The 25,859-nt window shown below is 72.2% G+C and carries 32 protein-coding genes and 1 tRNA gene; 17 read left to right on the forward strand and 16 right to left on the reverse strand.

Going from position 1 to position 25,859, the window contains the following annotated elements; all coding sequences use genetic code 11:
* Positions 1–645: 645 nt before the first annotated feature.
* Entirely contained in the window at positions 646–2,910 is a 2,265-nt protein-coding gene (locus tag JNW98_RS19350; RefSeq protein WP_223769552.1) for a HelD family protein, read from the forward strand.
* A 128-nt stretch (positions 2,911–3,038) separates the two neighbouring features.
* Here the strand turns inward: JNW98_RS19350 and JNW98_RS19355 are convergent, their stop codons facing one another.
* A complete protein-coding gene (locus tag JNW98_RS19355; protein WP_223769513.1) occupies positions 3,039–3,923 on the reverse strand; it encodes an alpha/beta fold hydrolase in 885 nt (294 codons plus the stop codon).
* A 237-nt stretch (positions 3,924–4,160) separates the two neighbouring features.
* Between JNW98_RS19355 and JNW98_RS19360 the strand changes: the two genes are divergently transcribed.
* The 4 genes from JNW98_RS19360 (at position 4,161) to JNW98_RS19375 (ending at position 6,935) form a co-directional block, all read left to right on the forward strand.
* Positions 4,161–4,913 (forward strand): SDR family NAD(P)-dependent oxidoreductase, encoded by a 753-nt coding sequence (locus JNW98_RS19360; RefSeq protein WP_223769514.1) that lies wholly within the window; start codon positions 4,161–4,163, stop codon positions 4,911–4,913.
* Between the two features lie 129 nt (positions 4,914–5,042).
* Positions 5,043–5,708, forward strand: coding sequence for an HhH-GPD-type base excision DNA repair protein (locus tag JNW98_RS19365; protein WP_223769515.1), 666 nt, complete (start codon positions 5,043–5,045; stop codon positions 5,706–5,708).
* A 93-nt stretch (positions 5,709–5,801) separates the two neighbouring features.
* The gene (locus JNW98_RS19370; protein WP_004943146.1) at positions 5,802–6,098 is read left to right on the forward strand and encodes a type II toxin-antitoxin system VapB family antitoxin; all 297 of its coding nucleotides are present in this window, start codon (positions 5,802–5,804) and stop codon (positions 6,096–6,098) included.
* A 162-nt stretch (positions 6,099–6,260) separates the two neighbouring features.
* Positions 6,261–6,935 (forward strand): LytR C-terminal domain-containing protein, encoded by a 675-nt coding sequence (locus JNW98_RS19375; RefSeq protein WP_223769516.1) that lies wholly within the window; start codon positions 6,261–6,263, stop codon positions 6,933–6,935.
* A 119-nt stretch (positions 6,936–7,054) separates the two neighbouring features.
* Here JNW98_RS19375 and upp read toward each other — a convergent pair whose 3' ends face one another.
* Positions 7,055–7,690 carry a uracil phosphoribosyltransferase gene (gene upp / locus JNW98_RS19380; RefSeq protein ID WP_223769517.1) on the reverse strand — a complete coding sequence of 212 codons (636 nt, stop codon included), beginning with the start codon at positions 7,688–7,690 and terminating at the stop codon, positions 7,055–7,057.
* Positions 7,691–7,838: 148 nt separating this feature from the next.
* Here upp and JNW98_RS19385 point away from each other — a divergent pair, with 148 nt between their 5' ends.
* From JNW98_RS19385 to JNW98_RS19400, 4 genes are all read left to right on the forward strand, one after another.
* The gene (locus tag JNW98_RS19385) at positions 7,839–8,198 is read left to right on the forward strand and encodes a hypothetical protein (RefSeq protein ID WP_223769557.1); all 360 of its coding nucleotides are present in this window, start codon (positions 7,839–7,841) and stop codon (positions 8,196–8,198) included.
* A 323-nt stretch (positions 8,199–8,521) separates the two neighbouring features.
* Positions 8,522–9,040 (forward strand): tRNA adenosine deaminase-associated protein, encoded by a 519-nt coding sequence (locus JNW98_RS19390; RefSeq protein ID WP_223769553.1) that lies wholly within the window; start codon positions 8,522–8,524, stop codon positions 9,038–9,040.
* Positions 9,041–9,122: 82 nt separating this feature from the next.
* Positions 9,123–9,629 (forward strand): tRNA adenosine(34) deaminase TadA, encoded by a 507-nt coding sequence (gene tadA / locus JNW98_RS19395; protein WP_223769518.1) that lies wholly within the window; start codon positions 9,123–9,125, stop codon positions 9,627–9,629.
* A 69-nt stretch (positions 9,630–9,698) separates the two neighbouring features.
* Positions 9,699–9,785: transfer RNA gene (locus JNW98_RS19400), tRNA-Ser, on the forward strand.
* Positions 9,786–9,841: 56 nt separating this feature from the next.
* Here JNW98_RS19400 and JNW98_RS19405 read toward each other — a convergent pair.
* The 13 genes from JNW98_RS19405 to JNW98_RS19465 all read right to left on the reverse strand — a co-directional run bounded on the left by JNW98_RS19405 (position 9,842) and on the right by JNW98_RS19465 (position 19,513).
* Complete coding sequence (locus tag JNW98_RS19405; protein WP_223769519.1) at positions 9,842–11,113, reverse strand: tyrosine-type recombinase/integrase; 1,272 nt, start codon at positions 11,111–11,113, stop codon at positions 9,842–9,844.
* Positions 11,114–11,124: 11 nt separating this feature from the next.
* A complete protein-coding gene (locus JNW98_RS19410) occupies positions 11,125–11,337 on the reverse strand; it encodes an excisionase family DNA-binding protein (RefSeq protein WP_223769520.1) in 213 nt (70 codons plus the stop codon).
* Between the two features lie 59 nt (positions 11,338–11,396).
* A complete protein-coding gene (locus JNW98_RS19415; protein ID WP_223769521.1) occupies positions 11,397–12,404 on the reverse strand; it encodes an AAA family ATPase in 1,008 nt (335 codons plus the stop codon).
* Positions 12,401–13,291, reverse strand: a complete 891-nt coding sequence (locus JNW98_RS19420) for a bifunctional DNA primase/polymerase (RefSeq protein ID WP_223769522.1) — start codon at positions 13,289–13,291, stop codon at positions 12,401–12,403. Before JNW98_RS19420 ends, JNW98_RS19415 begins: the two co-directional genes overlap by 4 nt.
* 91 nt (positions 13,292–13,382) lie before the next feature.
* Positions 13,383–13,727, reverse strand: a complete 345-nt coding sequence (locus tag JNW98_RS19425) for a hypothetical protein (RefSeq protein WP_223769523.1) — start codon at positions 13,725–13,727, stop codon at positions 13,383–13,385.
* A complete protein-coding gene (locus JNW98_RS19430) occupies positions 13,724–14,347 on the reverse strand; it encodes a hypothetical protein (RefSeq protein WP_223769524.1) in 624 nt (207 codons plus the stop codon). The genes JNW98_RS19425 and JNW98_RS19430 overlap by 4 nt, the downstream gene beginning before the upstream one ends.
* A 93-nt stretch (positions 14,348–14,440) precedes the next feature.
* Positions 14,441–14,704: a hypothetical protein gene (locus JNW98_RS19435; RefSeq protein WP_223769525.1), complete on the reverse strand. Its 264-nt coding sequence runs from the start codon at positions 14,702–14,704 to the stop codon at positions 14,441–14,443.
* The gene (locus JNW98_RS19440) at positions 14,701–14,895 is read right to left on the reverse strand and encodes a hypothetical protein (RefSeq protein ID WP_185944337.1); all 195 of its coding nucleotides are present in this window, start codon (positions 14,893–14,895) and stop codon (positions 14,701–14,703) included. Before JNW98_RS19440 ends, JNW98_RS19435 begins: the two co-directional genes overlap by 4 nt.
* A gap of 17 nt (positions 14,896–14,912) precedes the next feature.
* Positions 14,913–15,164 (reverse strand): hypothetical protein, encoded by a 252-nt coding sequence (locus tag JNW98_RS19445; protein ID WP_223769526.1) that lies wholly within the window; start codon positions 15,162–15,164, stop codon positions 14,913–14,915.
* Between the two features lie 139 nt (positions 15,165–15,303).
* Positions 15,304–17,436 carry a cell division protein FtsK gene (locus JNW98_RS19450; protein WP_223769527.1) on the reverse strand — a complete coding sequence of 711 codons (2,133 nt, stop codon included), beginning with the start codon at positions 17,434–17,436 and terminating at the stop codon, positions 15,304–15,306.
* 72 nt (positions 17,437–17,508) lie between these two features.
* On the reverse strand, positions 17,509–18,717 hold the full coding sequence (locus JNW98_RS19455; protein ID WP_372459279.1) for a hypothetical protein: 1,209 nt from the start codon (positions 18,715–18,717) through the stop codon (positions 17,509–17,511).
* An 11-nt stretch (positions 18,718–18,728) separates the two neighbouring features.
* A complete protein-coding gene (locus tag JNW98_RS19460) occupies positions 18,729–19,028 on the reverse strand; it encodes a hypothetical protein (protein ID WP_223769528.1) in 300 nt (99 codons plus the stop codon).
* 101 nt (positions 19,029–19,129) lie between these two features.
* On the reverse strand, positions 19,130–19,513 hold the full coding sequence (locus tag JNW98_RS19465; RefSeq protein WP_223769529.1) for a hypothetical protein: 384 nt from the start codon (positions 19,511–19,513) through the stop codon (positions 19,130–19,132).
* A gap of 331 nt (positions 19,514–19,844) precedes the next feature.
* Here JNW98_RS19465 and JNW98_RS19470 point away from each other — a divergent pair, with 331 nt between their 5' ends.
* Together JNW98_RS19470 and JNW98_RS19475 are read left to right on the forward strand one after the other, a co-directional pair.
* Entirely contained in the window at positions 19,845–20,633 is a 789-nt protein-coding gene (locus JNW98_RS19470; RefSeq protein WP_223769555.1) for a GntR family transcriptional regulator, read from the forward strand.
* The gene (locus JNW98_RS19475; RefSeq protein ID WP_223769530.1) at positions 20,627–21,394 is read left to right on the forward strand and encodes a glycosyltransferase family 2 protein; all 768 of its coding nucleotides are present in this window, start codon (positions 20,627–20,629) and stop codon (positions 21,392–21,394) included. Before JNW98_RS19470 ends, JNW98_RS19475 begins: the two co-directional genes overlap by 7 nt.
* Here the strand turns inward: JNW98_RS19475 and JNW98_RS19480 are convergent.
* Complete coding sequence (locus tag JNW98_RS19480) at positions 21,384–22,124, reverse strand: GntR family transcriptional regulator (RefSeq protein WP_223769531.1); 741 nt, start codon at positions 22,122–22,124, stop codon at positions 21,384–21,386. The two genes, JNW98_RS19475 and JNW98_RS19480, sit on opposite strands and share 11 nt — an antisense overlap.
* Positions 22,125–22,204: 80 nt before the next feature.
* Between JNW98_RS19480 and JNW98_RS19485 the strand changes: the two genes are divergently transcribed.
* The 6 genes from JNW98_RS19485 to JNW98_RS19510 all read left to right on the forward strand — a co-directional run bounded on the left by JNW98_RS19485 (position 22,205) and on the right by JNW98_RS19510 (position 25,647).
* Positions 22,205–22,492 (forward strand): hypothetical protein, encoded by a 288-nt coding sequence (locus JNW98_RS19485; protein ID WP_223769532.1) that lies wholly within the window; start codon positions 22,205–22,207, stop codon positions 22,490–22,492.
* A gap of 165 nt (positions 22,493–22,657) precedes the next feature.
* A complete protein-coding gene (locus JNW98_RS19490) occupies positions 22,658–22,795 on the forward strand; it encodes a hypothetical protein (protein ID WP_223769533.1) in 138 nt (45 codons plus the stop codon).
* Between the two features lie 181 nt (positions 22,796–22,976).
* Positions 22,977–23,183, forward strand: coding sequence for a hypothetical protein (locus JNW98_RS19495; protein ID WP_223769534.1), 207 nt, complete (start codon positions 22,977–22,979; stop codon positions 23,181–23,183).
* Entirely contained in the window at positions 23,180–23,956 is a 777-nt protein-coding gene (locus tag JNW98_RS19500; RefSeq protein ID WP_223769535.1) for a GntR family transcriptional regulator, read from the forward strand. Before JNW98_RS19495 ends, JNW98_RS19500 begins: the two co-directional genes overlap by 4 nt.
* Positions 23,925–24,518 (forward strand): hypothetical protein, encoded by a 594-nt coding sequence (locus JNW98_RS19505; protein WP_223769536.1) that lies wholly within the window; start codon positions 23,925–23,927, stop codon positions 24,516–24,518. Before JNW98_RS19500 ends, JNW98_RS19505 begins: the two co-directional genes overlap by 32 nt.
* A gap of 289 nt (positions 24,519–24,807) precedes the next feature.
* A complete protein-coding gene (locus tag JNW98_RS19510) occupies positions 24,808–25,647 on the forward strand; it encodes an FkbM family methyltransferase (protein ID WP_223769537.1) in 840 nt (279 codons plus the stop codon).
* Positions 25,648–25,859 lie beyond the last annotated feature (212 nt).

The following is a 25,859-nucleotide window of genomic DNA, read 5'->3' on the forward strand; positions in this document are numbered from 1 at the left end:
GGGCAGCCGGCCCGCCCGGCGGCCCCGGCCACGGCGAACCGGCCTGCGACACCCGCCGCACCTGCCGCACCCGCGCCCGCCCCCGCGGCTCCAGCACGGCCCGCACCGGCCTCGCCACCCTCGCCGTCCACACCGTCAACACCCGCCACGCCACCCCCGGCAAGGAGCAACCCTCCGGCGCCGACCCCGCCAGCCCCGCCGACCCCGCCGGCCCGGAATCCCCTCCGGCCGCACCGCCTCTACCGGAACGCGGCGACGACGCGGGGCAAGCCCCCCGTACCCCACACCTCCGTGGTCACGCTCACGCTGCTGCTCACCACGCCCGCCGTACTGACCGCGGCCCTGCTCCGCCCCCGCTCCGGCAGCCGCCGCAACCGCTGACGCGAGCACCGACACGGCGCGCCCGCCGGAGCACCCGCGCCCACCCCCGAACGCACACCCGAACCCACACCCGCGAGAAGAAAGCGGAAAGGCGCATTCAGGGCGGCGCCCAAAACAACAAATGCCCCGGCGTATTGACAGCCGGGGCATTTCCTCGCGTATATTGATCGATTCTATGCCTCACCGAAAGCGAGGCGTAGAGAAGCTTTGTAAGGCCATGATATCGGGGCGGGAGTCACAGTGTCAAATGCGTCGGCCCAGGAATTGCGGAACGAGCAGGAATTCATCGACAACCTTCACACACGCCTCGCGGAACTCCGCGACGAGGCGGAAGCCGGCATGAACGCCGCCCTCGCCTCGGGCGCCTCCGGCGGCGGCACCTTCCAGGCCCGGCTGGAGCGCGACGTGCTGGTGGCCGAGCGGTCGGGGCTGCTGGCCGCGTTCAACGCCGGGGAGAACGGGCTCTGCTTCGGCCGGCTGGCGTTCCGCGACGGCCGCGACCACCACATCGGCCGGATCGGCATCCGCCGCGACGACGCCGACCGGACGCCCCTCGTCATCGACTGGCGGGCCGAGGTCGCCCGGCCGTTCTACCTCGCGACCGGCCACACCCCCATGGGCCTGCGTCGCAGGCGCCACATCAGCACCGAGGGCCGCCGCGTCACCGCTCTCCACGACGAGATCCTCGACCTCGCCGACCCCGAGCGCACCGGCCTGGAGGGCAGCGACGCCGACGCCGTCCTCCTCGCCGCGCTGGACGCCGCCCGCACCGGGCGGATGCACGACATCGTCCAGACCATCCAGGCGGAGCAGGACCGCATCATCCGCGCCCCGCACCGCGGCGTCATGGTCGTCGAGGGCGGCCCCGGCACCGGGAAGACGGTCGTCGCGCTGCACCGCGCCGCGTACCTGCTCTACGCCCACCGCGAGCAACTCGCCCGCCGCGCCGTGCTGATCGTCGGCCCGAACCCGGCGTTCCTCGGGTACATCGGCGAGGTGCTGCCGTCCCTCGGCGAGACCGGAGTCCTGCTCGCCACGCCCGGCGAGCTGTTCCCCGGCGTGACCGCCACCGGCACCGACACCCCGCGGGCCGCCGCGGTCAAGGGCGCCGCGGCGATGGCGGACGCGCTGGCCGCGTACGTGCGGGACCGCCAGACGCTGCCCGACCCGGAGCTGGTGATCCCGCACGACGACGGCGACCTCGTCCTGGACGAGGCCATCGCGCGGGCCGCCCGCGACCGGGCGCGCGCCACGAAGCTGCCGCACAACCTCGCGCGCCCCACCTTCGCGTTCGCCGTGATCGACGCCCTCACCACCCAGCTCGTCGAGCGCATCGGGGCCGACCCCTACGGGGGCCCGAACCTCCTCGGCCCGGACGACGCCGCCCAGCTCGGCAAGGCCGTGGCCGCCAGCCGCGAGGTGCACGCCGCCATCGACGCGCTGTGGCCGGCGCTCACCCCGCACCGGTTGGTCGCGGACTTCCTCGCCGACCCCTGCCACGTGCCCCCGGCGGACGCCGACGCGATCCGGCGGGAGGCCGGGCCGTGGACGCCGGCCGACGTACCGCTGTTGGACGAGGCCGCCGAACTGCTCGGCGAGGACGACTCGGCCGCCCGCGCCGCGGCCGAGGCCGCCCGGCAGGAACGAATCGCCTACGCGCAGGGCGTGCTCGACATGTCCTACGGCTCCCGCACCCAGGAGTTCGAGGACCTGGAGGACGAGGACTCCGAGGTGCTGGCCGCCCACGACGTTGTGGACGCCGAACGGCTCGCGGAGCGCCAGGAGGAGGCCGACCACCGCAGCGCCGCCGAACGCGCCGCGGCCGACCGCACCTGGGCGTTCGGCCACATCATCGTGGACGAGGCGCAGGAGCTGTCCCCGATGGCCTGGCGGCTGCTGATGCGCCGCTGCCCGACCCGGTCGATGACCCTGGTCGGCGACCCGGCCCAGACCGCCGAGCCGGGCGGCTGCGGATCGTGGCGGGCGGCCCTCGCGCCGTACGTCGGCGACCGCTGGGAGCACGTCCGGCTGGGCGTCAACTACCGTACGCCCGCCGAGATCATGGAGGTGGCGGCGGAGGTCGTCCGGGCGTCCGGCGCTCCGGAGTTCCGGCCGCCGCGCTCCGTCCGCTCCACGGGCGTCCGGCCCTGGGCGCGGCGGACGGACGACGTGCCGGGTGCGATCGCCGCCGCCGTCGCCGAGGCCGTCTCGGCGGCCGTCGCGGAGCAGGAGGACGGCCGGACCGCCGTCATCGCGCCGCGCTCCCTGCACCCCGCGCTGCTGGCCGCGCTCCCCGACGCCTCCGCCGGGTCCACCCCCGACCTGACCCGGCCGGTCGTGCTGCTCGACCCTCGGCAGGCCAAGGGCCTGGAGTTCGACACGGTGGTCCTCGCCGAGCCGGGCGGACTCGGGACCAGCGACCTGTACGTGGCCCTGACACGGGCCACCCAGCGTCTCGGGGTCGTCCACTCAGGGGCGCTCCCGGCCGGTTTGGCGCCCCTGACAGGGGCGTCCGAGCCCGCACGGTAATCCCGTGCGAGCCCCTCACGCCCGCTCCGGGGCACCCCCTACGGGCCTGCCCCGCCGGCGTGCCGTCCTCTCCCCTCCACGAGGACGGCACGCCCCTCCAAGAGGGCGGAACACCGGCGAAGGGGCGCTCACTTCCCGGCAGACTCGGAAAGGAACGCCAGAATCCGCTTGTTGACCTCCTCCGGCGCCTCCACCATCGGGAAGTGGCCGACCCCCTGGAGCAGAGCCCCGTCGGAACCCTCGGGGAGGGCGGCGACGATGTCGGCCAGGATCTCCTCGTCGACGACCGGGTCCTCGCTGCCGTGCAGGTAGAGAGTCGGCTGCGACGGCAGCTCCGCGAGCACGCGGCCCATCTCCCAGTTCTCCGTCCCGAAGGCGTCCGACGGGAAGTTCTGCCGGTAAAGCCCCAGCCCCATACGGAGGTTGGCGGGGTCGCGCAGCGCGTCCTTGCCGGCCAGCCGGTCCTCGGCGGAGTCGAAGCCCGGGACGTCGCCGCTCCAGTGCTGCCACAGCCAGTCGAGGTAGGCGAAGTCGTTCACGGGCACGAGCTGGTCGGCCACGCCCATCTGGAAGAAGTAGAAGTGGCTGTTCTTGTGGATCTGTTCGGGGACGGCGGCCCTCCGCTCGTAGAACCGCACCGGCGGCACGTCCGCGACGACCACCCGCGACCAGCGCTCCGGCGCGTGCGCGGCGGCGCCCCAGGTGGTGAACCCGCCCCAGTCGTGCCCGATGATCACGGCGTCGCCGTCGCCGCCGAGCGCCTCGTGCAGCGCGTTGGCGTCCGCGATCAGGTCCTTCATCAGCATGCTGCCGTCCGCCGGCACCTGGCTGGGCGCGAAGCCTCGCATGTACGGCGCGACGGCCCGGTACCCGGCCGCCGCGAGCACCGGCATCAGGTGCCGGAACATCCCGGGCGTCTCCGGGAACCCGTGCAGGAGCAGGGCCAGCGGCCCCTCGCCCTGCTCGACGTAGGCGAGCTCGACGCCGTTCACGGTGATGCGCTTGGTTTCCACGTTCTTCCCCCACGGAGTTCACGACCAACGAACGCACGCCTGTAACGAACGTTCTATTCAGACGCGAGTCACAGTAGCACCCTCTGGAACGATCGCTCTACTCAACTCTTTCCCCCGCCCGGACATCCCCCGGGCATCCCCCGGACATCCGCCGGACACTCGCCCGAACGGCCCCGAGGGTGTGGATCCCGCCACCTCCTGGGTAGCGAGTGAGGCAGCCGACGCGAAGGAGCCACCGTGCGGATCAACGAGGCCGTCGCCCTGGTGACGGGCGCCAACCGCGGCATCGGGCGCGCCCTGGTGACCGAGTTCCTGTCCCGCGGCGCCGCCCGCGTGCACGCCGCCGCGCGGGACCCGCGGACGCTGGAACCGCTGGTCGCCGAGGCCCCGGACCGGATCGTCCCGCTCGCCCTCGACATCACCGACCCGGCCGCCGTCACCGCCGCCGCCGAGGCCGCGCCCGACGTGACGCTCCTGGTCAACAACGCGGGCCGGCACGCCATGGGCCACCTGCTCGACATGGACCTGGCCGACGTCGAGGAGGTCATGCGGACGAACTGGCTGGGCACCCTCCGCGTCCTGCGCGCCTTCGCCCCCGTCGTGGAGCGCAACGGCGGCGGGGCCGTCGCCAACCTCATCAGCATCGGCGCCTTCGGCGGCACCGCCGCGATGGGCCCCTACCCCGCGTCCAAGGCCGCGCTCGCCCTGCTGACGCAGGCCGTCCGGGTGGACCTCGCCCCGCGCGGGATCACCGTGCACGGCGTCTTCCCCGGCCCCGTCGAGACCGACATGCTGCGCTACGCCGCCGGCCACCTGCACGACATCGACGCCATCCCGGTGGCGTCGGCCGCCGACGCGGCCCGGGCCATCGCCGACGGCATCGAGGCCGGCGACGAGGAGATCTTCCCCGATCCGTACGCCCGGGAGATCCAGGAGGGGCTGCGGACGGACCCCAAGGGGGTGGAGCGGTTGCTCCTCTCCATGGAGTGACCCGTGGCCGTGGCATGCCCCGCCCCCACGGCTCGGCCCACCTCCACGGCCCGGCCCGCCCCCACGGCCCGACCCACCTCCATGACGTGACCCGCGTCCACGCAGTCACCCCCAGACCCCATGCCCCACATGCGAAGCACCCGCCCCCGCGAGACCATCGGTCCCATGGAGCACGAGCACACCCTCCGGCTCGCCCAGCAGGAGGACGCCGACGCGCTGCTCTCCCGCAGCCCGCTCGCCGCCCTGGTCGGGATGCTGCTCGACCAGCAGATCCCGATGGAGTGGGCCTTCACCGGCCCGTACACCCTCGCCCGCCGGCTCGGCCGCGACGACCTCGACGCGCATGAGATCGCCGCGTACGACCCGGAGGCGTTCGCCGAACTGTGCGCCGCCAAACCCGCCGTCCACCGCTACCCGTCCGCCATGGCCGGGCGGATCCAGCGGCTCTGCGCCCACCTCGCCGAGCGGTACGACGGCGACGCCGCCGCCGTCTGGCGGGACGTCGCCACCGGCCCGGAGCTGCTGCGCCGCCTCACGGACCTGCCGGGCTTCGGCCGCCAGAAGGCGCAGATCTTTCTCGCCCTCCTGGGCAAGCGGCTCGGGGTGCGCCCCGACGGCTGGCGGGAGGCGGCGGGCGCGTACGGCGAGGAGGGGAGCCACCGGTCGGTGGCGGACATCACCGGCCCCGACTCCCTCCGCGAGGTCCGCGCCTTCAAGCAGGCGGCCAAACAGAAGGCGAAACAGGAGAGGGAGCGGGAGAAGGAACGGGCGAAGACGGCGGCATCGAAGCGCTGAACGGACCGCGGCTCCCGGTATGCGGCTGATTGTCGCCTTCCCACTCCCGTGCCATGGCTGCGCTCGGCACCACCGGCCCGGTAGGCTTTCCGTGTGATCTTCAAGCGCATCGGAAACGGTCGGCCGTACCCCGACCACGGCCGGGAAAGCACCCGCCAGTGGGCGGACGTCGCCCCGCGCCCGGTACGCCTTGACCAGCTGGTGACCACCAAGCAGCAGCTCGACCTGGAAACGCTGCTGGCGGAGGACTCGACCTTCTACGGCGACCTCTTCGCCCACGTCGTGAAGTGGCAGGGCGACCTCTACCTCGAGGACGGCCTGCACCGCGCCGTGCGCGCCGCGCTCCAGCAGCGCCAAGTGCTGCACGCCCGCGTGCTCGAACTGGACTGAGCCCCCGGCGCCGGCCGGACGGCGTCCCGGCAGGGGTCTGCCGCCCCTCCGGTCTCTTCGTTCACGGCCGTTTCCGGCCGTTATTGGCCCTTTTGGGTTGGGGTCGGCGCAACCGTTGATCATCTAGTAGGCACCGGCTCCCGCCCGCACTACGCTGCGCCCATGAGCATGCTCACCCCTCCTGGCATGGGCGGCAAGTACCGCGTCACGGGCCGTCGGTTCCCGCATATGCGCCGGCCGAGGAATCCGCGGAGGGTCGTGCTCGCCGCGGTCGCCGCGGTGGCCGTCCTGGGGCTGGGCGGCTGGGGGACGGTCCAGCTCGTGGACGTCTTCTCGGGCGGCGGGGGCGGCTCCCCGCAGGCGGCGCGGAAGAGCGCCGACTGCGCCCGGGACGGGCAGGGCGACAAGACGGACGCCCGGGCCGCCGGGCACCCGGTGCCCCGCGAGGCACTGCCCCGGCCCGCCGACATCACCGTCAACGTCTACAACGCGACGCCGCGCAGCGGCCTGGCCAAGACGACCGCGGACGAGCTGAAGGCGCGCGGCTTCCGCATCGGCAAGGTGGGCAACGCCCCCGCGCCCTACGACAAGAACGTCGAGGGCACGGCGCTGCTGCTGGGCTCGCCCGAGGAGACCGAGGGCGCGCTGCGCGTCCTGGAGGAGCAGGTCGGCGAGGCGGCGGTGAAGAGCGACGTCCGCAAGGACAAGGACATCGACCTGATCATCGGCACCGGCTTCAAGGAGCTCAGGCCCGCGCCGGACGCGAGCCGGGCCCCGGCCGCGCCCCGGCCGACCCCGCCGTCCCCCGCGCCCTCGAAGAGCGCGGGGAAGTGCTGAGAGCGGGGACGGGGCCCGGTCGGGGCGCTTGGGCCGGGTGGAACGCCTGCGCCCGAACCGGACGCCCGGGCCCGAACGGAACCCCGAGCCCCGGCCGGGACGCCTGACGAGCCGACGGCTCAGCCGGCCGTCCCGTACATGCGGTCGCCCGCGTCGCCGAGGCCCGGCACGATGTAGCCGTTCTCGTTGAGCCGCTCGTCCACCGAGGCGGTGACGACGGTCACCGGCGTGCCGGCGAGCTCGCGCTCCATGACCTCGACGCCCTCGGGCGCGGCGAGCAGGCAGATGGCGGTGACGTCGTCGGCGCCACGCTCTATCAGCTCGCGGATCGCCGCGACCAGCGTGCCGCCGGTGGCCAGCATCGGGTCGAGCACGTACACCTGGCGGCCCGAGAGGTCGTCCGGCATCCGCGTCGCGTACGTCTCCGCCTTGAGGGTCTCCTCGTTGCGGATCATGCCCAGGAAGCCGACCTCGGCCGTGGGCAGCAGCCGGACCATGCCGTCGAGCATGCCCAGGCCGGCCCGGAGGATCGGCACCACCAGCGGGCGCGGGTGGGACAGCTTGACGCCGGTGGTCGCGGTGACCGGCGACTCGATGTCGACCTGTTCGGTCCGCACGTCCCGCGTCGCCTCGTAGGCGAGCAGGGTGACCAGCTCGTCGGCGAGCCGCCGGAACGTGGGGGAGTCGGTGCGCTTGTCGCGCAGCGTGGTGAGTTTGTGCGCCACCAGCGGGTGGTCGACGACGTGGATCCGCATGACATCGACATTAACCGAGCTTTCGGACACCGGCTCCCGGCCCCGGAATGCCGCACGGTGGCATCACCCCGCCACCTAGGGGGAAAGTGGGCACGTACGCCCGGCCCGCACCGCCGGGCGAGACCCTCGGCACGAGGTGGTGCTGCGCATGGCCGACCGTGACGAACGCGATGCCGGAGCTCGTACGGGCCCCAAAGGCCCGGCGGAACGGGCTGCTCCGGGGAGACGGGCCAGGGAGCGGCCCCGGGAGCGCCCGGCGGAACGGAACGGCGAGCGGACCGGTGAACGGACCGGCGAACGAGGCGCGGACCCGGCCGCGGAACGGGCCCGCGAACGCCCGGTGGGCCCGGGCACCCCTTTGGACGACGACGCGGAGCGGCGGCGCCGGCGCGCCCAGTTCCTCCGTGAGCTGAACGAGGCCCGGGAGCTCCGCGACCGGGTGCAGCCGCGCCGGGCGCGGGCGGCGCGCATGCGCCAGCAGATGCGCATGCGCACCTTCCGATGGTGACGACCGTCACTTCGACACCCCACTCCCCGCCCCGCTCCGCACCCCGCTCCCGAATCCGGGATTTCCCCGGGTCCAAGCGAGGGGAGCCCTTCCGGGAAATCCCGGAAGGCGCTCCGGGACGGCCTCGAACGCACCCCGGATGGCGGTCCGGGCCACCCCGACGGCGCCGTATCCCCCGGAACGTCCCCCGGAATCTCTCGGACTACTGCACGACGCAGCGCGGAAGACCTCTCGCAACGGCCGGGTTTCTGCCACGATTCCGAGTGGGCGGGGTGCTGTCCCCGTCCGGCCCGGCACCGCCTATGACCAGTGGGAGAGTCACGGTGTACTTCGCCGCATTGCTCGCGCGCTCCGACGACGGGTGGGAAGCGAGCGACACAGACCTCGACAACGTGGAAACCCTGTCCGACCTCGTCGACCTGGCCCGTGACGCCGCGCTCGACGACGACACGGTCCTGGTGTTCATCGAGCAGGAAGGCGCCTGGTTCGGCATCGTCCGGGTGGACGGCGAGGACGACCCGCGGATCTTCCTCTCGGACGGCCCGCTCGCCAAGCGGAGTTCCTACGGCTCGATGCTCATCGACGAGCTCCTCGGCCGGGACGAGGACGGGGCCGACGACCTCGACACCCTCGACCTGGACGGCACCGAGGACGGCGAGCCGGAGCCCGCCGAGGACGAGGCCGACACCGCGGCGGCGGTGCCGAGCGGCCCGCTGGGCGACCCCCGGCTGCTGGAGGACGTCGGCATCGACGGGCGCCGGCTCCTCACCCTGGACGGGGACGCCCTCAGCGAGATCGCCGACGCCCTCGGCTGCACCGACGTCCTGGAGGCCGTCCGCTGACGGCCGCGGGGGCCACGGGGGCCAACGGGGCCACGGGAGCCGCGGGGCGTGCGGCCCGGCGGGGCTCGCCCACACTGGTCCCATGAACCACGCCGCCCCCGGCCGCCCGCCCGGTCCCGACCCCGTCCCCGACCCCGTCCGCGATCCCTGGCTCCCCGCGATGCGGGCCGCCCTGGAGGAGGCCGCGCGGGCCCCGGGCACGGGTGACGTCCCGGTCGGGGCCGTCGTCCTGGCCCCGGACGGCACGGTGATCGGCCGCGGCCGGAACGAGCGCGAGGCCACCGGCGACCCCACCGGCCACGCGGAGGTGCTCGCCGTCCGCGAGGCCGCGCGCGCCGTCGGCGAGTGGCGGCTGTCCGGCTGCACCCTGGTCGTCACCCTGGAGCCGTGCACCATGTGCGCCGGCGCCATCGTCCTCTCCCGGCTCGACCGCGTCGTCTACGGCGCCGCCGACGAGAAGGCGGGCGCCGTCGGCTCCCTCTGGGACGTGGTCCGCGACCGCCGCCTCAACCACCGCCCGGAGGTCATCGCCGGCGTCCTCGCCGACGAGTGCGCCACCCTCCTCACCGCCTTCTTCCGCACCCGCTGAGCCCCCTCCGCCCCCGCTTCCGGAGAACCGATTTCGGACCACGGCCACTCGTCCGCTAAGCTCTCTCTCGGTAGCGTGTCCGAGCGGCCTAAGGAGCACGCCTCGAAAGCGTGTGAGGGGGCAACTCCTCCGTGGGTTCAAATCCCACCGCTACCGCTCTTCAGACGAGGGGCCCGACCTGATCCAGGTCGGGCCCCTCGTCGTGCTCCGTCTCAGATTCCGTCTCGTTTGGCTTCTCCGGGGTCCATGGGCGGCTTCTCCGGCGCCTCGTCCGCCGCCGGCTTCCAGATGAGTCCACCAACCCGCCGGGCGACGTCCTGCCGGATGGGGTCGATCACGTGCTGGTAGCGGGCGGCCATGGCGGTGGACGACCAGCCCATGACCGACATCACAGTGCGCTCGGCGACTCCGAGGATGAGGAGCACCGTGGACGCCGTGTGCCGGGCGTCGTGGAGGCGGCCGTCGCGTACGCCCGCCGCTTTCAGGAGCCGCTTCCAGTCGTCGTAGTCGGTGCGCGGGTTGATCGGTTCGCCGGTCTCACTGGCGAAGACCCAGTCGCCCTCCTGCCAGGAGCTCCCGGCGACCTCCCGTTCGGCGGCTTGTTGACCTTGGTGTGCCTTCAGGAGTTCGACCAGCGGTTCGGGCAGGCCAATCACCCGCTTCCCGGCTTTGGACTTGGTGTCGTCGGTGTCCTTGTTCGTGCGGACGCGGTCCGGGCAGTGCCCCGCGTACTTCCGCCCGCAGTTCCCGTAGCAGCCGTGGACGTACTTCGGTCGGAGCCTGTTCCGGCGGACGCGGATCGCCCGTCCGGCGAAGTCGACATCCGACCAGCGGATGCCGAGCGCCTCACCCTGCCGGAGCCCGAGTGCGAGGGCGAGGGCCCAGCGGGCGCCGTTCCGCCCCCGGCCGGCCTCCGCCAGGAGGCGCTGCACCTCCTCGACCGTGTACGGCTCCACCTCCTTGTCCGTGAGACGGGGTGCCTTCGCCAGCGAAGCCACGTTCCGCACGACGTGGTTCCGGCGCATGGCCTCGTTGAGGGCCACCCGGATCGTCCTGTGGGCCTGGTGGGCGGTGGCCGGCGCGCTGCCGTTGAGCTGCATCCGGCGGTACAGCCCCTCCAGGTGCTCCGGCTCCAGCCGGTCCAGCCGGTGGGCCCCGACTCCCGGGATGAGGTGCACGTTCACCGCGACGCGGTAGCCGGAGTACGTGGACTCCTTTACGACGGGCGGGGCCGTGATGTTCTGGAGCCAGTGTGTGAGCCACGCCTTCACGGTCCACGCCTTGCCCGCCTTGCGGACGGCCCCCGCGTCGCGCTGCTTCTCCAGTTCCCGGACGGCCTTGATGACCTCGGCCTGGGTCTTGCGTTCGATGTGGCGCCGGTCCGGGCTCCCGTCGTCCTTCACCCCGACTGTGACCCGGCCGTGCCACTTGCCGTCCTTGCCCTTGTAGATGCTCGAAGCCCCGTTGGGCCGACGAGTTCCCATGAGAAGCCTCCTCAGGCCATGTCGGACGTCGAGAGTGCGGTGAGGTACTCGCGGAGCGCCTCCACGGGGACGCGGCGCAGCCGGCCGATCACGACGGACTTCACGGCACCCTGCGAGAGGAGCCGGAACATCAGCGTCCGACCGATGCTGAGCCGCCGGGCGGCTTCCTCCACGGTGAGAGCCGCCAGCGTCTCGTCGGTGCCCTCGGACTGGTTGACGATCACAACGGCCTCCTCGGCGGGTGCGTGACTTCCGTGACGATGTGACAGCTGTGACACGCGGCTCATGTCTCGTCTCCACCCGCGCCAGGGACGGCGTAGCCGCCGGCGTCTCGCATCAGTTGGACGTCGTTGGCCATCCGGGAGCAGGTCTGTCGGACGAGGGCCGGGTCGAGGCCGGTGCCCTCGGCGATCTGCTTGGGCTTGGCGCCGGGGTTGTCGCGGACGTAGCGGAGGACGGTGGCGCGGGTGTCGCCGATGGTGTGGGCGGCGGCGGGGCCTTCGAGGAGCTGCCAGGCGCCGGCTTCGGCGTAGAAGCGGAGGGCGTACTCGGCCTCGTCGACGTCGCGGCCGGTGACGTGGAGGACGCCGTCGGCCTGGCCGCGGGAGCGCTTGAGGACGAGGGTGGCGTCGGCGGCGCCCGCCAGGCCGTTGGTGCCGGAGACCTCGGCGAGGAAGTCGTCCGAGCCGGCCTTGCGGACGTGGTGGACCAGGACCATGGCGATGCCGTAGTGGTCCGCGATCCGCTTGGCATGGCCGACCGCGGCGTAGTCGGCGTCGTAGGCCGAGGTGCCCGGGGCGGACGGGCCGCGCATCTTCGCGAAGACGTCCACGATCACCATCCGGGCGTCGGGGTTGCGCTCCACCCACTGGGCGATGGCCTCGTTGCCGCCCTGCGGGAGAGGCGGGCAGGAGGTGGCCAGCGTCAGAGCGGCCGGCGCCGGCTCGCCGCCGAGGATCTTCCGCATGCGCGTCTGGAGCCGACGCGGGGTGTCCTCCAGGGCGAGGTACAGCACCGGGCCGCCCTCCACCGGGACGGTGTCCATTGCCTGGCCGCCGGCGGCGACGGAGAGGGCCAGGCCCAGGGACAGCCAGGACTTGCCGACCTTTGGCGGACCGGCGAGGAGGTTCACGCCCTCGGAGATGATCCCGGGCACCGCCCAGCGCGGTTCGGGGAACTCCGCCGCCATCAGCTCGTCCGCGGTCCATGCGGTGCGGATGCGCTGCTGGGCGGGCTGGAGGGGCTGCGGCTCCGCAGAGGTGGAGTAGAGGTGCAGCGGGGGCTCGGTCATGCCGCCCTCCGTGCCACGGTTCGCGGGCGGCGGGCGCCGGCCTTCAGGCCCGAGGCGATCGTGCGTCGGGCCTCGCGGTCGCCCTGGCCGACGCGGAGCGCGGCGACCGCCAGCCACTCGGTCACGTCGGCAGCGCTCAGTTCACCCCCGGCCACGAGCTGCCCGAGGGCGACGGACGCGAGGTAGAGGGCGTTGTTGTGGCCGTGCGCCGGGGAGTTGGCGACCTTGGCGAGCTCGCCGTTCACGGCCGCCTTGAGGTAGCCGCTGCGGCGGTCGGAGCCGAGCGTCACGGTCACGGGCTTCTGCGGGGGAAGGTTCGCCGGTCGAAGGAGGTCGAGCAGCCAGCGCGGCAGCGGGGCCGGGTCGACGTCGCTGACGCAGGTGTACAACTTGCCGTTGGCGATGCTGCCGGCGCCTACGACGCAACCGCCCGTCGCCCGGGTGTCGATCTTCCACCCGAGTGTGCCCGCGGTGTTGCGCAGCTCGACGTCCTGCGGCGCGGCGAAGTAGAGGTGGGTTCCGCCGCCGGCCGTCCGGATGATGTGGGTGTCAGTGGGGAACGGCTGTCCGTGCTCCGCCGCGAGGCGGGCCAGGGCGTCCACGCCGGTGGTCACCTTCGACGGCGTTCCGGCGGGCGGCAGGTCCCGGCCGTGCTTGGGCACGTCCAGGTCGATCACGACCAGCTTCGACGGGCCGGTGGCGATGCCGACGTTGAAGGAGGACGCGGTCCAGCAGCGGGAGATGCGCGTGACGTCGGTCGTCGCCCGCCGCTCCCACGCGCGCACCGCCGGGCACTTGCCGCCGTGCCGGATCGGGAAGACCTTCCAGCCGCGCTCGGCCGCCGCAAGAGCGGCGTCCAGCAGCGGGCGAAGGCTGTTCTGAGGCATGCTGGTGACACCTCCTGTGTCTTGGTTGGGATGGGAGGCCGGGGCAGCGGGCGTCCTTGACCCGTCGACCGCTGCCCCGGGATACGCGGTCCTACGAACGGCTCCAGGCCAGGTAGGCGTGGCGGACGTACTCGCGGTGGTCGTCCGCGGTGACCAGCTCCAAGCCCCTCGGGCTCAGCCCCTCGTGCATGGCGTCGTAGCGCACCAGCTGGAGCGCCGCGGCGCCGGCGGCCTCGATCGCCGACGCCGCCACCTCCGGGGCGTAGTTCGCCGCCTCCTTGATCGCGATGCGGTCGAACACGGCGGCCTTGCGGAGCCAGAACTCGCGATCCGGCTCCGAGGCCCGCTGCCTTGCCACCCAGCCGATCTCGGCGATGATGCTGGGGGCGTTCACGTAGGCGGTGGCGGGGTCGGAGGTGGGCGCTTCCGTGGTCATCGGTTCTCCTCGTCGTCCTCGTTCGTCCGGGTCATGAGGGCGAAGTGCAGAGCGCTCTCGGCCTGCTCGCCGAAGGCGTACGCGGCGTCGGCCAAGGCGACGGAGAACTCGTCCGCCGAGCAGCGCAGCTTCGTCGCGGTGTCCTCGACCTCGTCCAGGCGCTGAAGGAGCGCGCTGCGGAGTTCCGCCAGCCGGGAGGCGCCATCCCACTGCCCCAAGTGGCCGGCCGGATCGGGCAAGTGGATGGGCGGCAACGTGTACCAACCGTCATCACGCCGCAGTTCGGCGTATCGGGGGCGCTCCCCGACGAGTACGGACAGCGCCGCGGCAGCCGCTCCGTGGGCGTAGGCGAGGGCGGTGTTCTCGTACAGCCGCTTCGTGGAGTTCTCCAGCCGCCGGTAGGCGTGAGCGACCTGCCAGATGGCGACGTCGTGCGGGCGGAAGAAGGGCTCCCCGGGGACGCTCAGCACCCCGTCCACCGGGAGGAGGCGGTGCGGTTCGACGCTCCAGGCGACGGTCGTCGCCGTGTTGTTGGCCATGCGCAGCTCCCGAGCCGCCGCGCCGAGCGCGAAGACGCTCTCGGTCAGGCTCTGGAACCAGGCAACAGCAGGCTTGGTCACGAATGGTCCTCCCTGCTCGTTCGGGCCGGGCTGTCCGGTCCTCCGCACGGCCTCACCTCCGGCGAACGGGAGTTGAGGCCGCACAGGGGGCCGTCAGCGGAGGGCGTACCGCGCGGCGTCGCCCTCGCCGGCCGCGTCCAGCAGGGCGCGGAGGTCGCCGCCGACCGCGGCGAGGCGGTGCTCGATCGCCTGCCAGGACTCGGGGTCGATGGCCATCAGGGCGGCGATGGCGACCGGCCCCTTACCCCGTTCGAGGGCGCTGAGGACGTCGCGGAGTTCCGCCGCGGCCATCAGGGAGATGCGGGGGACGGTCGTCCGGCACTCGCACATGGTCGTCTCCTTGTCGGTGGTGGTCACTTGCCGAAGTCGCGGACCGCGCCGCTCAGGGCGGTCATGATCTGGTCGATGGAGCCGGCGGCGCCGGTCCGGGAGAGGTAGAAGCCGAAGAGGACGGCCACCACGGCGGCGCCGATGCCCAGGGCCTTGAAGCGGAGGAGCAGGGCCAGGAGCACGCCGAACAGCGCGAGGGCGGAGATCGACACGAACACGGTGAGCTCCTTCGGAGTCAGCGGGTGCCGTCGCGGTGGACCCGCGAGGCGAGGTTGTAGAGGTGGCGTCCGACGCGGACGCGCTTGCCGTGGCCGCGGCAACGGCGGCAGTCGCGACCGCGGGAGATCCGGCCGCGGCGGTTCTTGCGGACCTGGAAGCCGAAGCCGCGGCACTTCCGGCAGGTGCCGAGGGGGCTGACGGCGCAGAGCGCGGCGTAGCACAGGGTGATGAGGAGCAAGGCGGGTATAGCGGAGAGGGCGGAGCTCATCAGGGGCCTCCCGGGCCGGTTCACGGACGTGCTCGGGGAGGGCCGCTAACCGCTAGCGGCCTGGTCACAGCAGGTTTCTGGCGCTAGCGGGGCCGCTAACGTTAGCGGGGTGCGCTGCTAGCGCCGGCGGCCCCGGCGGTCATCCCGCTTCTTGCCTTCCGTCACGGTCAGCGACGGTTTCGACGATGTCGGTCCGGACGATGCCGCGCCGGTTGACGACCTTGCCGTTGAGACGCCGGCCGATCTGCACGGTCTCGATCCCGAAGGGCTTGAGCGCGGCGGTCAGTTGCTCGGCGGCCCAGCCGGCGTAGGCGTCGGGTCGCAGCTCCTCCAGGCGGCCGACGACCGTCTCGTTCCAGACCTTCGGCTCGTTCGCGGGGACGACGGCGAGGATGTCGCGGAGGAGGTCGAACGAAGCGACGGCTTCGGCGACGGGGTCCGCGCCGAGGGCGTGGCCGGTGAGGGTGCCCGCCGCTTCGCGCAGCGCGTACGCGCGGGCCGCTACCGCGTCGGCCGCCGGGGCGTCGACGTACGCCGCGCTGACGATCCGGGCGTCGGCGCCTTCGCCGACGAAGTAGTGGATGCCCTTGTCACCCCACGCGAACATCGTCGCCCGGACGCCCCGCTTGTACGCGGAGGTGCCCAGCACCATGTCGTTCTCCAACTGCCCCATGACCTTGAGGCACCACCGGTTGGACGCGTTCGCCGAGATGCCGGTGGGCAGGGACCGGGCATCCGGCCGCTGGGTGGAGAGGAGGAGGGTGATACCGAGGGCAGGCCCCCGCTTCACCAGATCCGTGCAGATCTCCTCGAACTCCCGGCCGTGCTTGGGGTGCTCGAACCACACCTGACACTCGTCCGCGCCGATCACGATCGGGCGCAGGCCCAGAGACTTGTTGTCGGCCAGTTCGCTGGTGACCTTGGACTCGGGGCAGAGGTCCCGCGGCAGGTTGCGGATCACCTTCGCCCGACGGCGAAGTTCCTCCCGGACGCTGCGGAGCACGGCCAGGGCGTAGTCGATGTCCTCGTCCTCGTCGCCGGCGCGGTAGCTGTGGGCGACGCGCTCCAGCGGGCCGAAGTCGCCGGTTCCCTTGAGGTCGAAGACGTGCAGTTCGGCGCGCGGGTCCAAGGCGGCGACGAGCAGGAGCAGCCGGAGGAGGAACGTCTTGCCCATGCGCGGGATGGCGCCGATGATCCCCGAGATGTACATGAGGGTGACGTCGACCCAACGGCCGCGCTGGTCCGTGCCGTAGGGAGCCAGCTTGAACAGGTCGACGGCGCCATCCTTCAGCAGCGGCCAAGCCGGCTTCTTGGCCTTCGACATGTCCTGGTCCCCGACCCACAGCACGAGTCGGCCGGTGTGCTCCTCCGGAACGGCTTCGGGCCAGACGCAGCCGAGCGGCCGGCGGAGACCCGACGCGAGCCGGTCGCGGCGGTCGATCACGTCCGTGACGGTCACGCCGTACGGCAGGTCGCCCTCGGCCCGCCAGCCGGGGCCGTCCCGCGTGATGGGGGCCGTGAAGACGAAGCCGTCCTGTCCCTTGCTCTGCGCCTGGCCGATGGCCGAGATACCCAGAGCGCCGAGGGCCCGCAGCACGATGTCGCTGGTCAGCTTCTGCGTCTTCGGCGTCTCCACGGCGCGGGTGATCACCGGGGCGTCCGCCGGGGTGCCGAGGTGGCCGAGCGCCAGCGCCAAGACGCCGAGGGAGACGGCCTGGAGCCAGCCGGGGGCCAGCACATACAAGGCCAGCGCGGCCCCGAGACCGATGAGCGAGGCCAGGACGGCGGTGAGCGTCCGCAGCCGCACCCGGCCGTCCCGCTGCCGGCAGAGCTTGAGGTACTCGCCGACGTCTTCCCGCCGTACCGCAGCGAGCCGGACCGGCTCCCCTTCGGCGTCGGACACCCACCGCATCGCTCCGCCGACGAAGCGGGCGGCGCCGCGCGGCGCCTGCAGGGTGAGGCGGGCGGCGTACACCGGGGAGCGCCAGAGGTGGTAGGCCGTCACGTGGCCGTAGTGGCCAGCGGCCCAGGTTGCTGCGGTCTTCAGTTCCGCCCGGTCGCGCATCCACGACGGGACGATCGGGCGGCGCTTGGCGCCGGTGATCCTTGCCATGAAGCCGGGGGCCGCCGGGGCCGGCCCGTCGACCATGACCGTGGTGCCGGGGTTCTGCGTCGCCGCCTGGGCGTGGGTGGCGCGGACGTCGTCGAGGTGGTGCACCGTGCCTTCGTCCCCGGTGCGCTGATCTCTGTCGTCGTCCTTCTCGTGTCGCACTGACAGTCCTTCCTTGAGGGATGGAGCGGGGCCCGACGAGCGGCCGGCCCGGGATTGCGACGTGCGGGTGGATCAGGAGTCGGCCGCGTCGGGCAGGGCTTCCCCGCGGCCGTCCACGAGGGCGAGCTGTCCGGCGCCCGGCCGTCGTCCGCGCTCGTTGTCGAGCCTCACGAAGACGCCGTGCACGTAGCTGGGCGCGCGGGTGGCCCGCTTGGCCGTCTCGCGGACGCTGAGGCCGGCGGCCCATCCGTCCTCGATGACCGCTTGAGCGTCGGCTGTGCTCAACTTCGCGGCCGACTCGGCGGCCTCGGTCTCTTCGGCGCGTTCAGGTGAACGGTCCGGGCTGTTCACCTCTTGAGCTGCGGGGCTTTCCGCGGTGCGGATCAGGTGCGGATACCCCTGCCGGCGCACGGCTTCCGTCGCCTGCCGCATCTGGTCGCGCACCTGGGCGGCCAGGGCGGACGCCACGGGGTCCGGCGCGGACGCGGCCCACGGCGACGGGAGTTCGACGGTGGCCAGCCCCGCCGCGTGCCGCCGGGCGGCGAGCTGGTCGAGCAGCCGGCTCCGCTGCTCGGCGTCGACGCCCACGGATGCCCGCGCCACCGCCACCGCGAGCCGCCGGTTGAGCCGCCGGCCGCGCCGCGTGGCGCGCTTCTCCGGCGAGGTGTCGGCCAGGCGGGCGGCGAGTGCGACCGCCCTCGCGGTGGCCCGGTCGCGGGTAATCTGCGCCGCGTCGCGGTTTCGCTCGGCGACGCCGAGGTGCGAGAGGAGCCGTTCCCGCAGTTCCTTGCTCAACACCGCGACAAGGCCGTGGGACTTCGCTTCCGGACGGCGGTGGCGGAGTTCGATGCCCATCGCCAGGTGCCACAGCATCGCGGCCATGACCGGCCCGACGAAGGCCCGTACGGTCCCGCCGACCACGCCGGATTCGGCGTACGCCGGGATGACCTGCACGCCGGTGATCAACCAGACGAGCACTCCGGGGGCGCCAGGCGCTCCGGCAGGCCCGTTCAGGTTCTGCCGGGCCATGAGCGCGGTGGCGAAGAGGGCGAGCTCCGCGGCCGCGAACATCGCGGCCCGCTCGGCCGCGCTCCCCATGTCGAGATAGTCGGCGGCGAACCGCCAGCTGGTGTCGGCGCTGTAGGCCGTGCAGCCGGCGGCGGCCAGCGCGGCCACGCCCACGGCGGCCGAACCCCGCTTTCGGCCGGCCCGCCGACCGCGCAGCCCCCGCCACATCAGCCAGACCGCCGGGAGGGCGACGGCGGGAGCCCAGGTGGGCATAGACATGACCATCACGCCGCCCTCGTGGGGCGGTTCGGCCACGTGTCGACCTTCACCCTCCACAGGGCGGTGCTGTTGAGGTAGGCGGCGTACAACGCGTCCTCCGCCGCGACCTCGTCCGTCTCACTCAGCTCCAGGAGCTCCGCGAGCACGGACTCGGCCACCGCCAGGCGGGCCGCCCGCTCCTCGGCGGTCTCCCCCGCGACACCGTGGAAAAGCTCCCTGAAGTCCTCCGGGGACACCCGGCTCCCATCGGACGTCCGGTCCCGTAAAACCTTGCTGACCTGCTCATCTTCTACGTACGAACGCATCGTCTCTCCTGCGCCGTCGGTGGGCGTCGGTGGGATGGAGAGCCGGGCGGTGAGCCTCCGTTGACCCGTCGATCACCGCGCCGGCCGGGGGGGTGGGGTGGTCAGATGCGGAACCGCCGGGGCCGCACCAGGCGGCGCGCGAACCCGTAGAGGTACGACACGGCCATGTAGCCGCCGAGGCTCGTCAGGCCGACGACGAGCCAGTCCGCGCCCAGACCGCGGACGGTGTTCCCGCCGAGGTACGCGACGAGCAGGGCGAGAACGAAGACGGTCCCGGCGACCACGGCCTGCCCGGTCGTCATCGGCTCGGACCGGCGGGCTACCACCTCGACGTCCTCGGGCTCGACGAGCCGGACGCCGCCGGTGACCTGCAGGGCCACGAGGTTGCCGGTCGGCTGCGCGGCGATGCCCGACACCGTGCCGAGCGTCATGCTGCCGCGGTCGCGGACCACGTCACCGATCGAGAGCTTGATCGCGCGCTTCATCTGGGTCCCCCCATGGGATCAGAGGCCGGAAACCGGAGGGCGGTACGTGCCGCACCGGTGCGGTTCCACCGCGGCCCGCCGGCTGCAACGCAGGGAGCCGCGCCTCTCCGGGACCGCCGCCGGCGGCGACGAAGCCGAAGAGGATCACTCGTCGCCCTGATGCGCCCGCCGCGGGCAGCCGTCATCAAGGCCGAGCAACTCATCAGGAGGTCTTGAGGAGAACTCCTCTTTATGAGTTGCGTTGACTATGGCGGATGCTCCCAGACTCGTCAAGACCTCTTGATGACTCGTATGCTGAGGGCCATCGCACGACGGGATGGGTGAGCACCACATGGCCAAGGCGTACGAGCGCATCGCGGACGACCTCCGCCAGTCCATCCGCGCAGGTGAACTCGCCCCCGGCGACCGGCTGCCCTCCGAGGCGAAACTCGCCGAGCGCTACCGCCGGAGCGTCCCGACCGTCCGCGACGCCCTCCGCCTCCTCCAGGCCGAGGGGCTGATCGACAAGGAGCACGGCCGGGGCAACTTCGTCCGGCGCCCGCGCACGTTGGTGCAGCGCTCGAACCTGCGGCACCAGTGGGAGAAGGACCGGGTACGCGAGCCGGAGGAGAAGCGCGCGGAGACGGGCGCCACCGAGCACGACACCGGCCTGGAGCTCCCCGACCTCGTCTTCCACGCGGCGTACCGCGAGATCCCGGCCGACAAGGAGCTCGCGGAGGCGTTCGGCGTCGCCGAGGGGACAACCCTCCTGGAGCGCACGTACCGCACCCGCTACCGGGCCGAGAGCGCTCCCTTCACCCTCGTGACCTCCTACCTCGTCCGCGACATGGTGGCGGCGAACCCGGCCCTCCTTGACGCGGCGAACGAGCCGTGGCCAGGCGGCACGCAGAACCAGCTGTTCACGGTGGGGATCGAGTTCGGGCGCATAGAGGAACGCGTCACGGCACGCCCCCCGACCGCGGAGGAGGCGGAGGAGCTCGAACTCCCGCCCGGGACCGCCGTCCTGGTCCTCCGCAAGACGTCGATCGACATCGACGACCGCCCCGTGGAGATCTCCGACGTCGTCCTGCCCGGCGACCGCACGGAAATGCTCTTCACCACTCCCCTGGAAAGGTGGTGACCGCCGTGCGCCGGCTCGTCATCATTACGGCCGTCCACGAGCCCGCCGCTCCGTACCTGGCGGACGCCTACAAGTCGCTGTGCGCGCAGGAACTCCCCGACGGGTGGGAGTGGCACTGGGTGATCCAGGAGGACGGCACGAGCGACGCGGTGGCCCCGCACATACCGGACGACCCGCGCGTAACCTTCAAGCAGGGCCGGCCGGGCGGCCCGGGCGTCGCCCGGATGATGGCCCTGGCGCACGCGGACGGCGAGTACGTGAAGGTGCTCGACGCCGACGACCAGTTGACGCCGGGCGCCCTCGCCCGCGACCTGGCCGTGCTCGAAGGCGACCCCACCCTCGGGTGGACGACGTCCCGCGTCCTGGACCTGCTGCCCGACGGCTCGACGTTCGGCTTCGACCAGGACCCGGACGAAGGGCCGATCGAGCGCGGCGAGGTGCTGGAGCACTGGCAGGCACACAACTACCGGGCCCAGGTCCACCCGGCGACCCTGTTCATCCGCCATGATCTGCTGCTCGCTCTCGGCGGCTGGATGGCCCTGCCGGCTTCCGAGGACACCGGGCTCCTGCTCGCCCTCAACAGCGTGGCCCGCGGCTACTTCACGCGCGAGGTCGGCCTGCTCTACCGCAAGTGGCCCGGACAGGCGACGAGCCAGGCGACCCACACCGACGCCGGCGAACGCGACGCCCGCATGGCCGTCATCGAGGCTCGCGCCCGAGCCCTGTCGTACTCCAACTGGCGCTACCCGGTCACCGGCTGACCGGCACCTCGTACACGATCTCGCCGAACGACACGGGGACGACGATGTCGGCGGTCTCCACCGGCCGCCCGTCGTCGCCGTAGTACGTTCGCCGGACGCGGGTGACGAGCGCTCCGCGTTGCACGCCGAGGAGGTTCGCCTCCTCGGCGGTGGCCTGCCCGGCCTCGACCGCTTCCTCGGCGTGGCTGACGGTGATGCCGATCTCGGCCATGCGAGCGACGACACCCTTGCCCGCCAGCGGACCGCCCTCGGGCAACACGACGATCGTGCCGCCGGTGAGGACGTAGGGCTCCCAGCTGGTCACGAGCTGGGCGGGCCGGCCGTCGACCATGAACTCGTAGGCGGTGCGCACGCACAGCTCGCCGACGTCGATCGCCAGGCGGCCGGCGATGTGGGCAGGCGCCGGCACCTTCGCCTCGCTCTGGCTCTCCCAGGTGGCTCGTGGGCCGAGCCCGAAGCCGTCACCGGGTTGCCCGTCCCGCCACCCCGAGCGCAGTAGGCGGGCCCGCTCCCGCGGCTTCGCCACGTAGGTGCCCGAGCCTGCGCGCCCCTCCAGGACGCCCTGCGAGATCAGGAGTTCCTGCGCCCGGCGGACGACGTTCTCGCCGACACCGCATTCCTGGGCAATCTGGGCGCGGGAGGGGAGGCGCGTCCCAGGAGTCCACTCCTGATCCGCGATGCGCTGCCGAAGCACGTCGGCGATGCGGAGGTAAGGCGGCTGCTCACGCATGTTGGAAATCTAGTCCACTAGCTCTAACCTAGTTAACCAGCATCACGCCGTGTAACTTCGCTGTGACGGAGGACCGCCTTGTGCCCTCACCCGAAGCTCGTGCCGAAGCGCTCGTACGCCGCTTCACCGCCGCCGGCCTCGCGCCTCGCAAGAGGGACCGCGGCAACCACACGCGCATCGAGATGAAGGTCCCGGACTCGGCGACGCGCTCTCGCCAGTCCTGGCAGGAACTCCTGACGCTGCTCGAAACGGCCGACTGGTTCGGCCTCGCCAGCAGCCGACGCGGCCTCGTCGCCTGGGCCGCCGTCCTCAAAGACCCCCGTCCGGCGGCCAAGACCGCCCGGGGCTCCCACCGCGATCAGCTGTAAGGAGCTGACAGCGTGCTCGAACACTTCCACGCCGCCTGCAGGCAAGCCCGACAACGCCTGTTACGGCCGGCCCTCCCCGCCGCGACCCGGCCCCCCGGCCCGGCCGAGGAACGGGGAAACGCTCCGGCGGGCCTCGAAACGCCGCCCGGCGCGACGATCCCCGCTGTGCCCTGCACCAGGCAGGCCGTCCTCGCCCGCCCCTTCCTCCCCACCACGCTCGGCTGCGCCCAGCCCAGACTGAAGCGGTACCCCGGCACGCTGCTGGCGGGGCGGTGCGACAACGCACCGGAGGTCTGCCGATGACGACACCCGACCACCCACAGGCCACCCTCTACCGTTCCACTGACTGCCGGCTCGGCCGCCACAGCAGGTGTGCGGAAGCGTCGGTGCCGAAGCGACGCCATGCGGCCGGGATTCGGTACGAGACCTGCGCTTGCCCATGCCACCGCGCGCTCGGCCACGGGCCCGGCGAGGAGGGCGCCGCGTGAACACCGTGTACACGCTCCTCGAAGTCACCGCGGCGACGGTGAGGCGCGGAGACCTCATAGAGATCGGCAGCAAACAGTTCAAGGTGCGAAACCTCGTCGACGTGCCTGGTGGCGGCAGGCGCGTCTATTTCGGCTCCGGCGAGGCGTTCGTCTTCCGCCGGGGGACCCGCTTGTTCGCCATGCGCGCCTTGAGGAAGTGGTGACATTGTCCCTTCGCTACCAGCAAATCGCCGACGAGCTGCGCCGCGGCATCACCACGGGGACGTACAAGCTCGGTGAACGCCTTCCCTCGGAGGATGCCCTCGCCGCCCTCCTCGACGTCGGCAGGCCCACCCTCCGGGACGCGTTGGACGTGCTCCAGGCCGAGGGCCTCCTCAAAAAGCGCCACGGCAGCGGTACTTACGTGACGCGTCCGCAGCCGCCCGTCCGATACGCCCCCGGCGCCCGCACGGGACAGCCGGATGCTGCCGTACACAGCAAGATCCGTACGACGCTGAGTGTCACCAGCATCAAGGCCGGCGTGAAGCTGGCATCCCTCTTGCACGTCCCGGGCGGCACCCCGGTGGCCAAGTACCGCTACCTCAACCGGGAAGGGGAGGTGGCGCACAGCGTGGCCCACGTCCACGTACCCCAGTCCGTGGCGGACAGGGATCTCCGGCAGATCCGGGAGGTCCGCTCACCCTGGGGGGAAGACGTCCTGCGACTCCTCCTCAGGGCCGGCGTGCACGTGGAAACCACCGCGCAACGCCTGGCGGCCCGCCTCGCCACGGCCGAGGAAGCGAAGCTCCTGGAGATCACCATCAGGACGCCGGTCCTGTCCATCGAGCGCGTCTCCACCGACGCCGGGGGCCGGGTGGTGGAGGCCGCACACCTGGTGCTTCGCGGTGAACGGTCCGAAGCCGTGTTCACCACGCCCGCACTCTTCCCGGATGAGGAGGCCGCCGATGACGGAACCGTCGATGGCGATGCCGATTAGGCCCGACTCACCGAGGGACCACGGCGCCGGGACCGACCTCCGGCTGTTGCCCTGGGCGAGCTTCGGGAACAAGCCGCTCTACCTGTCCGGGAGCTCGCACAACAGCGTCCTCTCCCGAATGGCCGACGTGGTCGAGGAAGAGCAACTGGCTCTGGCGGACGATCTTCTGGGCAGCGTGGAGCACGCGGCGAACGACCCCGATGACGACACGGAGCGGATGTACTACCTCGTGAGCCCACTGGCGATGGCGTTGCGCGACGTCCTCCGGGTGGCGGTCAGCCGGGGAGTACGCCTCGCTGCCCGAGCGCAGGAGGGAGGAGCGACTGCCGTTCCCGCGGACGAGGAGCGCTGGGAGATGAGGGCTCCCGCCGCAAGCTCCAACCGCTTCCGGGGAGCATGCGACGACTGCGGCGCGACGCAGCCGGAAGGCGTCCCGAGCGCCAGGCGCGCCCACTCCTGGTTTGTACGGCACGCGGAGTCGACGGGTGACAGCACCTTCACGGTGACGGTTTCCGAGACCTTCACCCTCACGCCCGTGGACCGCCACCCCATGAGCAGGTAGGCGCACGTCATGCCGCATGAGCGGGCCGGCTCCCTGCGGAGTCGGCCCGCTCCGTCGGTACGGCCATGCGCTCGGTGACGCGACTCGCGAGCCGGCCTGACGCCCCTCGACGATCAAGCTCTGTATCTGGGCGGCTCGACACCGTACGGTCGCGTGCATGGGCTCTTCCACAAGAACGCGCCGTCCACCGTCCGAGACTCGCCTGACACCGCCGCCCTGGCGTCCGCTGCTGACAGCAGCTCGCTGGCATGTCCGGTACGGACCGGGCACCGCGTTAAAGCGAGCTCTCTTGCGGGAATGGCTCGATGTCGGACTCCGGCAGAACCCCGCCACGGCCAAGGTGGTCACCACTCGCTACGGATTCCGCATCCGGATCCGCACGACGGAAGACCTCATCATGAGGTCGCTCTACACGTCCGGGTGCTGGGAGCCGGTCGTCTCCGCCTTCATCGCATCACGGCTGAAGCCCGGCGACGGCTTCCTCGACATCGGCGCGAACCTCGGCTACTACACCGCCATGGCCTCACGGCTCGTCGGCCCGGACGGCGTCGTGGTGGCCATCGAGCCGGCGCCGGCGCTCCACGCCGAACTGCAGGCGAACGCCGCCCTGAACCAGTGCGAGAACGTCCGGCCCGTACGCGCTGCCGTCACCACTTCCCCGGGCGAGGTAGTCCTCTACGTCCCCCACAAGGGCAACCTCGGCGCCACGACGATGGTCAAGCCCGAGCAACACGAGAGCCGACTGACTGTCCCCGGGCTCCCCTTGGCGGACATCGTCACCACCACGGAGCTCGAACGGGCCCGGATCATCAAGGTGGACGTGGAGGGAGCCGAGGGCATGGTCCTCGACAGCCTCGCCGAACTCCTGGACCTGCAACGCCCGGACTGCGAAATAGTCGTCGAGATCAGCCCGGACCGCCTGGCAGCCGGCGGGCGCACGGTCGACGAAGTCCTGGCCCCGTTCCTCAGCCACAGCCTGCACCCTTACCGCCTCGTGAACTCGTACATGCCCGAGGACTACCCGACGATGCTGCGCCGACCGCCCGCCCCTGTCCGGATCCGAGGCCCGATCACGGCTCAAACGGACGTCGTGCTGTCACCCGTCAACGCTGACGTTCTCCCCCTATGAAGGCATGAGCAGCTGAAACAGCCGGGGGGTGTCACACCGGTCACGCTGTCACAGTCACCCCGGCTCAACTGCGGCGACCCACAGGGCGCCAACCCCCGCCGTGTTCCAGCCGTTTACAGCCCCAGCCACAACACCTCGCTCTCCCCCTGCAATGATCCTCAAGTCGTTCGGACGACTTACCAGGGGGCCAGCGAGGTGGAGTTCAACGAGCA

This window comes from Streptomyces huiliensis, assembly GCF_020037025.1.
GTDB lineage: Bacteria > Actinomycetota > Actinomycetes > Streptomycetales > Streptomycetaceae > Streptomyces > Streptomyces huiliensis.

Coding starts and splice junctions, on each gene's coding strand:
- JNW98_RS19375 (WP_223769516.1), top strand. CDS start 6,261: ATGAGCATGCTCACCCCTCCTGGCATGGGCGGCAAGTACCGCGTCACG.
- JNW98_RS19480 (WP_223769531.1), bottom strand. CDS start 22,124: ATGCGTGAGCAGCCGCCTTACCTCCGCATCGCCGACGTGCTTCGGCAG.
- JNW98_RS19455 (WP_372459279.1), bottom strand. CDS start 18,717: ATGCCCACCTGGGCTCCCGCCGTCGCCCTCCCGGCGGTCTGGCTGATG.
- JNW98_RS19420 (WP_223769522.1), bottom strand. CDS start 13,291: ATGCCTCAGAACAGCCTTCGCCCGCTGCTGGACGCCGCTCTTGCGGCG.
- JNW98_RS19425 (WP_223769523.1), bottom strand. CDS start 13,727: ATGACCACGGAAGCGCCCACCTCCGACCCCGCCACCGCCTACGTGAAC.
- upp (WP_223769517.1), bottom strand. CDS start 7,690: ATGCGGATCCACGTCGTCGACCACCCGCTGGTGGCGCACAAACTCACC.
- JNW98_RS19385 (WP_223769557.1), top strand. CDS start 7,839: ATGGCCGACCGTGACGAACGCGATGCCGGAGCTCGTACGGGCCCCAAA.
- JNW98_RS19415 (WP_223769521.1), bottom strand. CDS start 12,404: ATGACCGAGCCCCCGCTGCACCTCTACTCCACCTCTGCGGAGCCGCAG.
- tadA (WP_223769518.1), top strand. CDS start 9,123: ATGAACCACGCCGCCCCCGGCCGCCCGCCCGGTCCCGACCCCGTCCCC.
- JNW98_RS19465 (WP_223769529.1), bottom strand. CDS start 19,513: ATGAAGCGCGCGATCAAGCTCTCGATCGGTGACGTGGTCCGCGACCGC.
- JNW98_RS19405 (WP_223769519.1), bottom strand. CDS start 11,113: ATGGGAACTCGTCGGCCCAACGGGGCTTCGAGCATCTACAAGGGCAAG.
- JNW98_RS19460 (WP_223769528.1), bottom strand. CDS start 19,028: ATGCGTTCGTACGTAGAAGATGAGCAGGTCAGCAAGGTTTTACGGGAC.
- JNW98_RS19365 (WP_223769515.1), top strand. CDS start 5,043: ATGCGAAGCACCCGCCCCCGCGAGACCATCGGTCCCATGGAGCACGAG.
- JNW98_RS19445 (WP_223769526.1), bottom strand. CDS start 15,164: ATGAGCTCCGCCCTCTCCGCTATACCCGCCTTGCTCCTCATCACCCTG.
- JNW98_RS19470 (WP_223769555.1), top strand. CDS start 19,845: ATGGCCAAGGCGTACGAGCGCATCGCGGACGACCTCCGCCAGTCCATC.
- JNW98_RS19505 (WP_223769536.1), top strand. CDS start 23,925: ATGACGGAACCGTCGATGGCGATGCCGATTAGGCCCGACTCACCGAGG.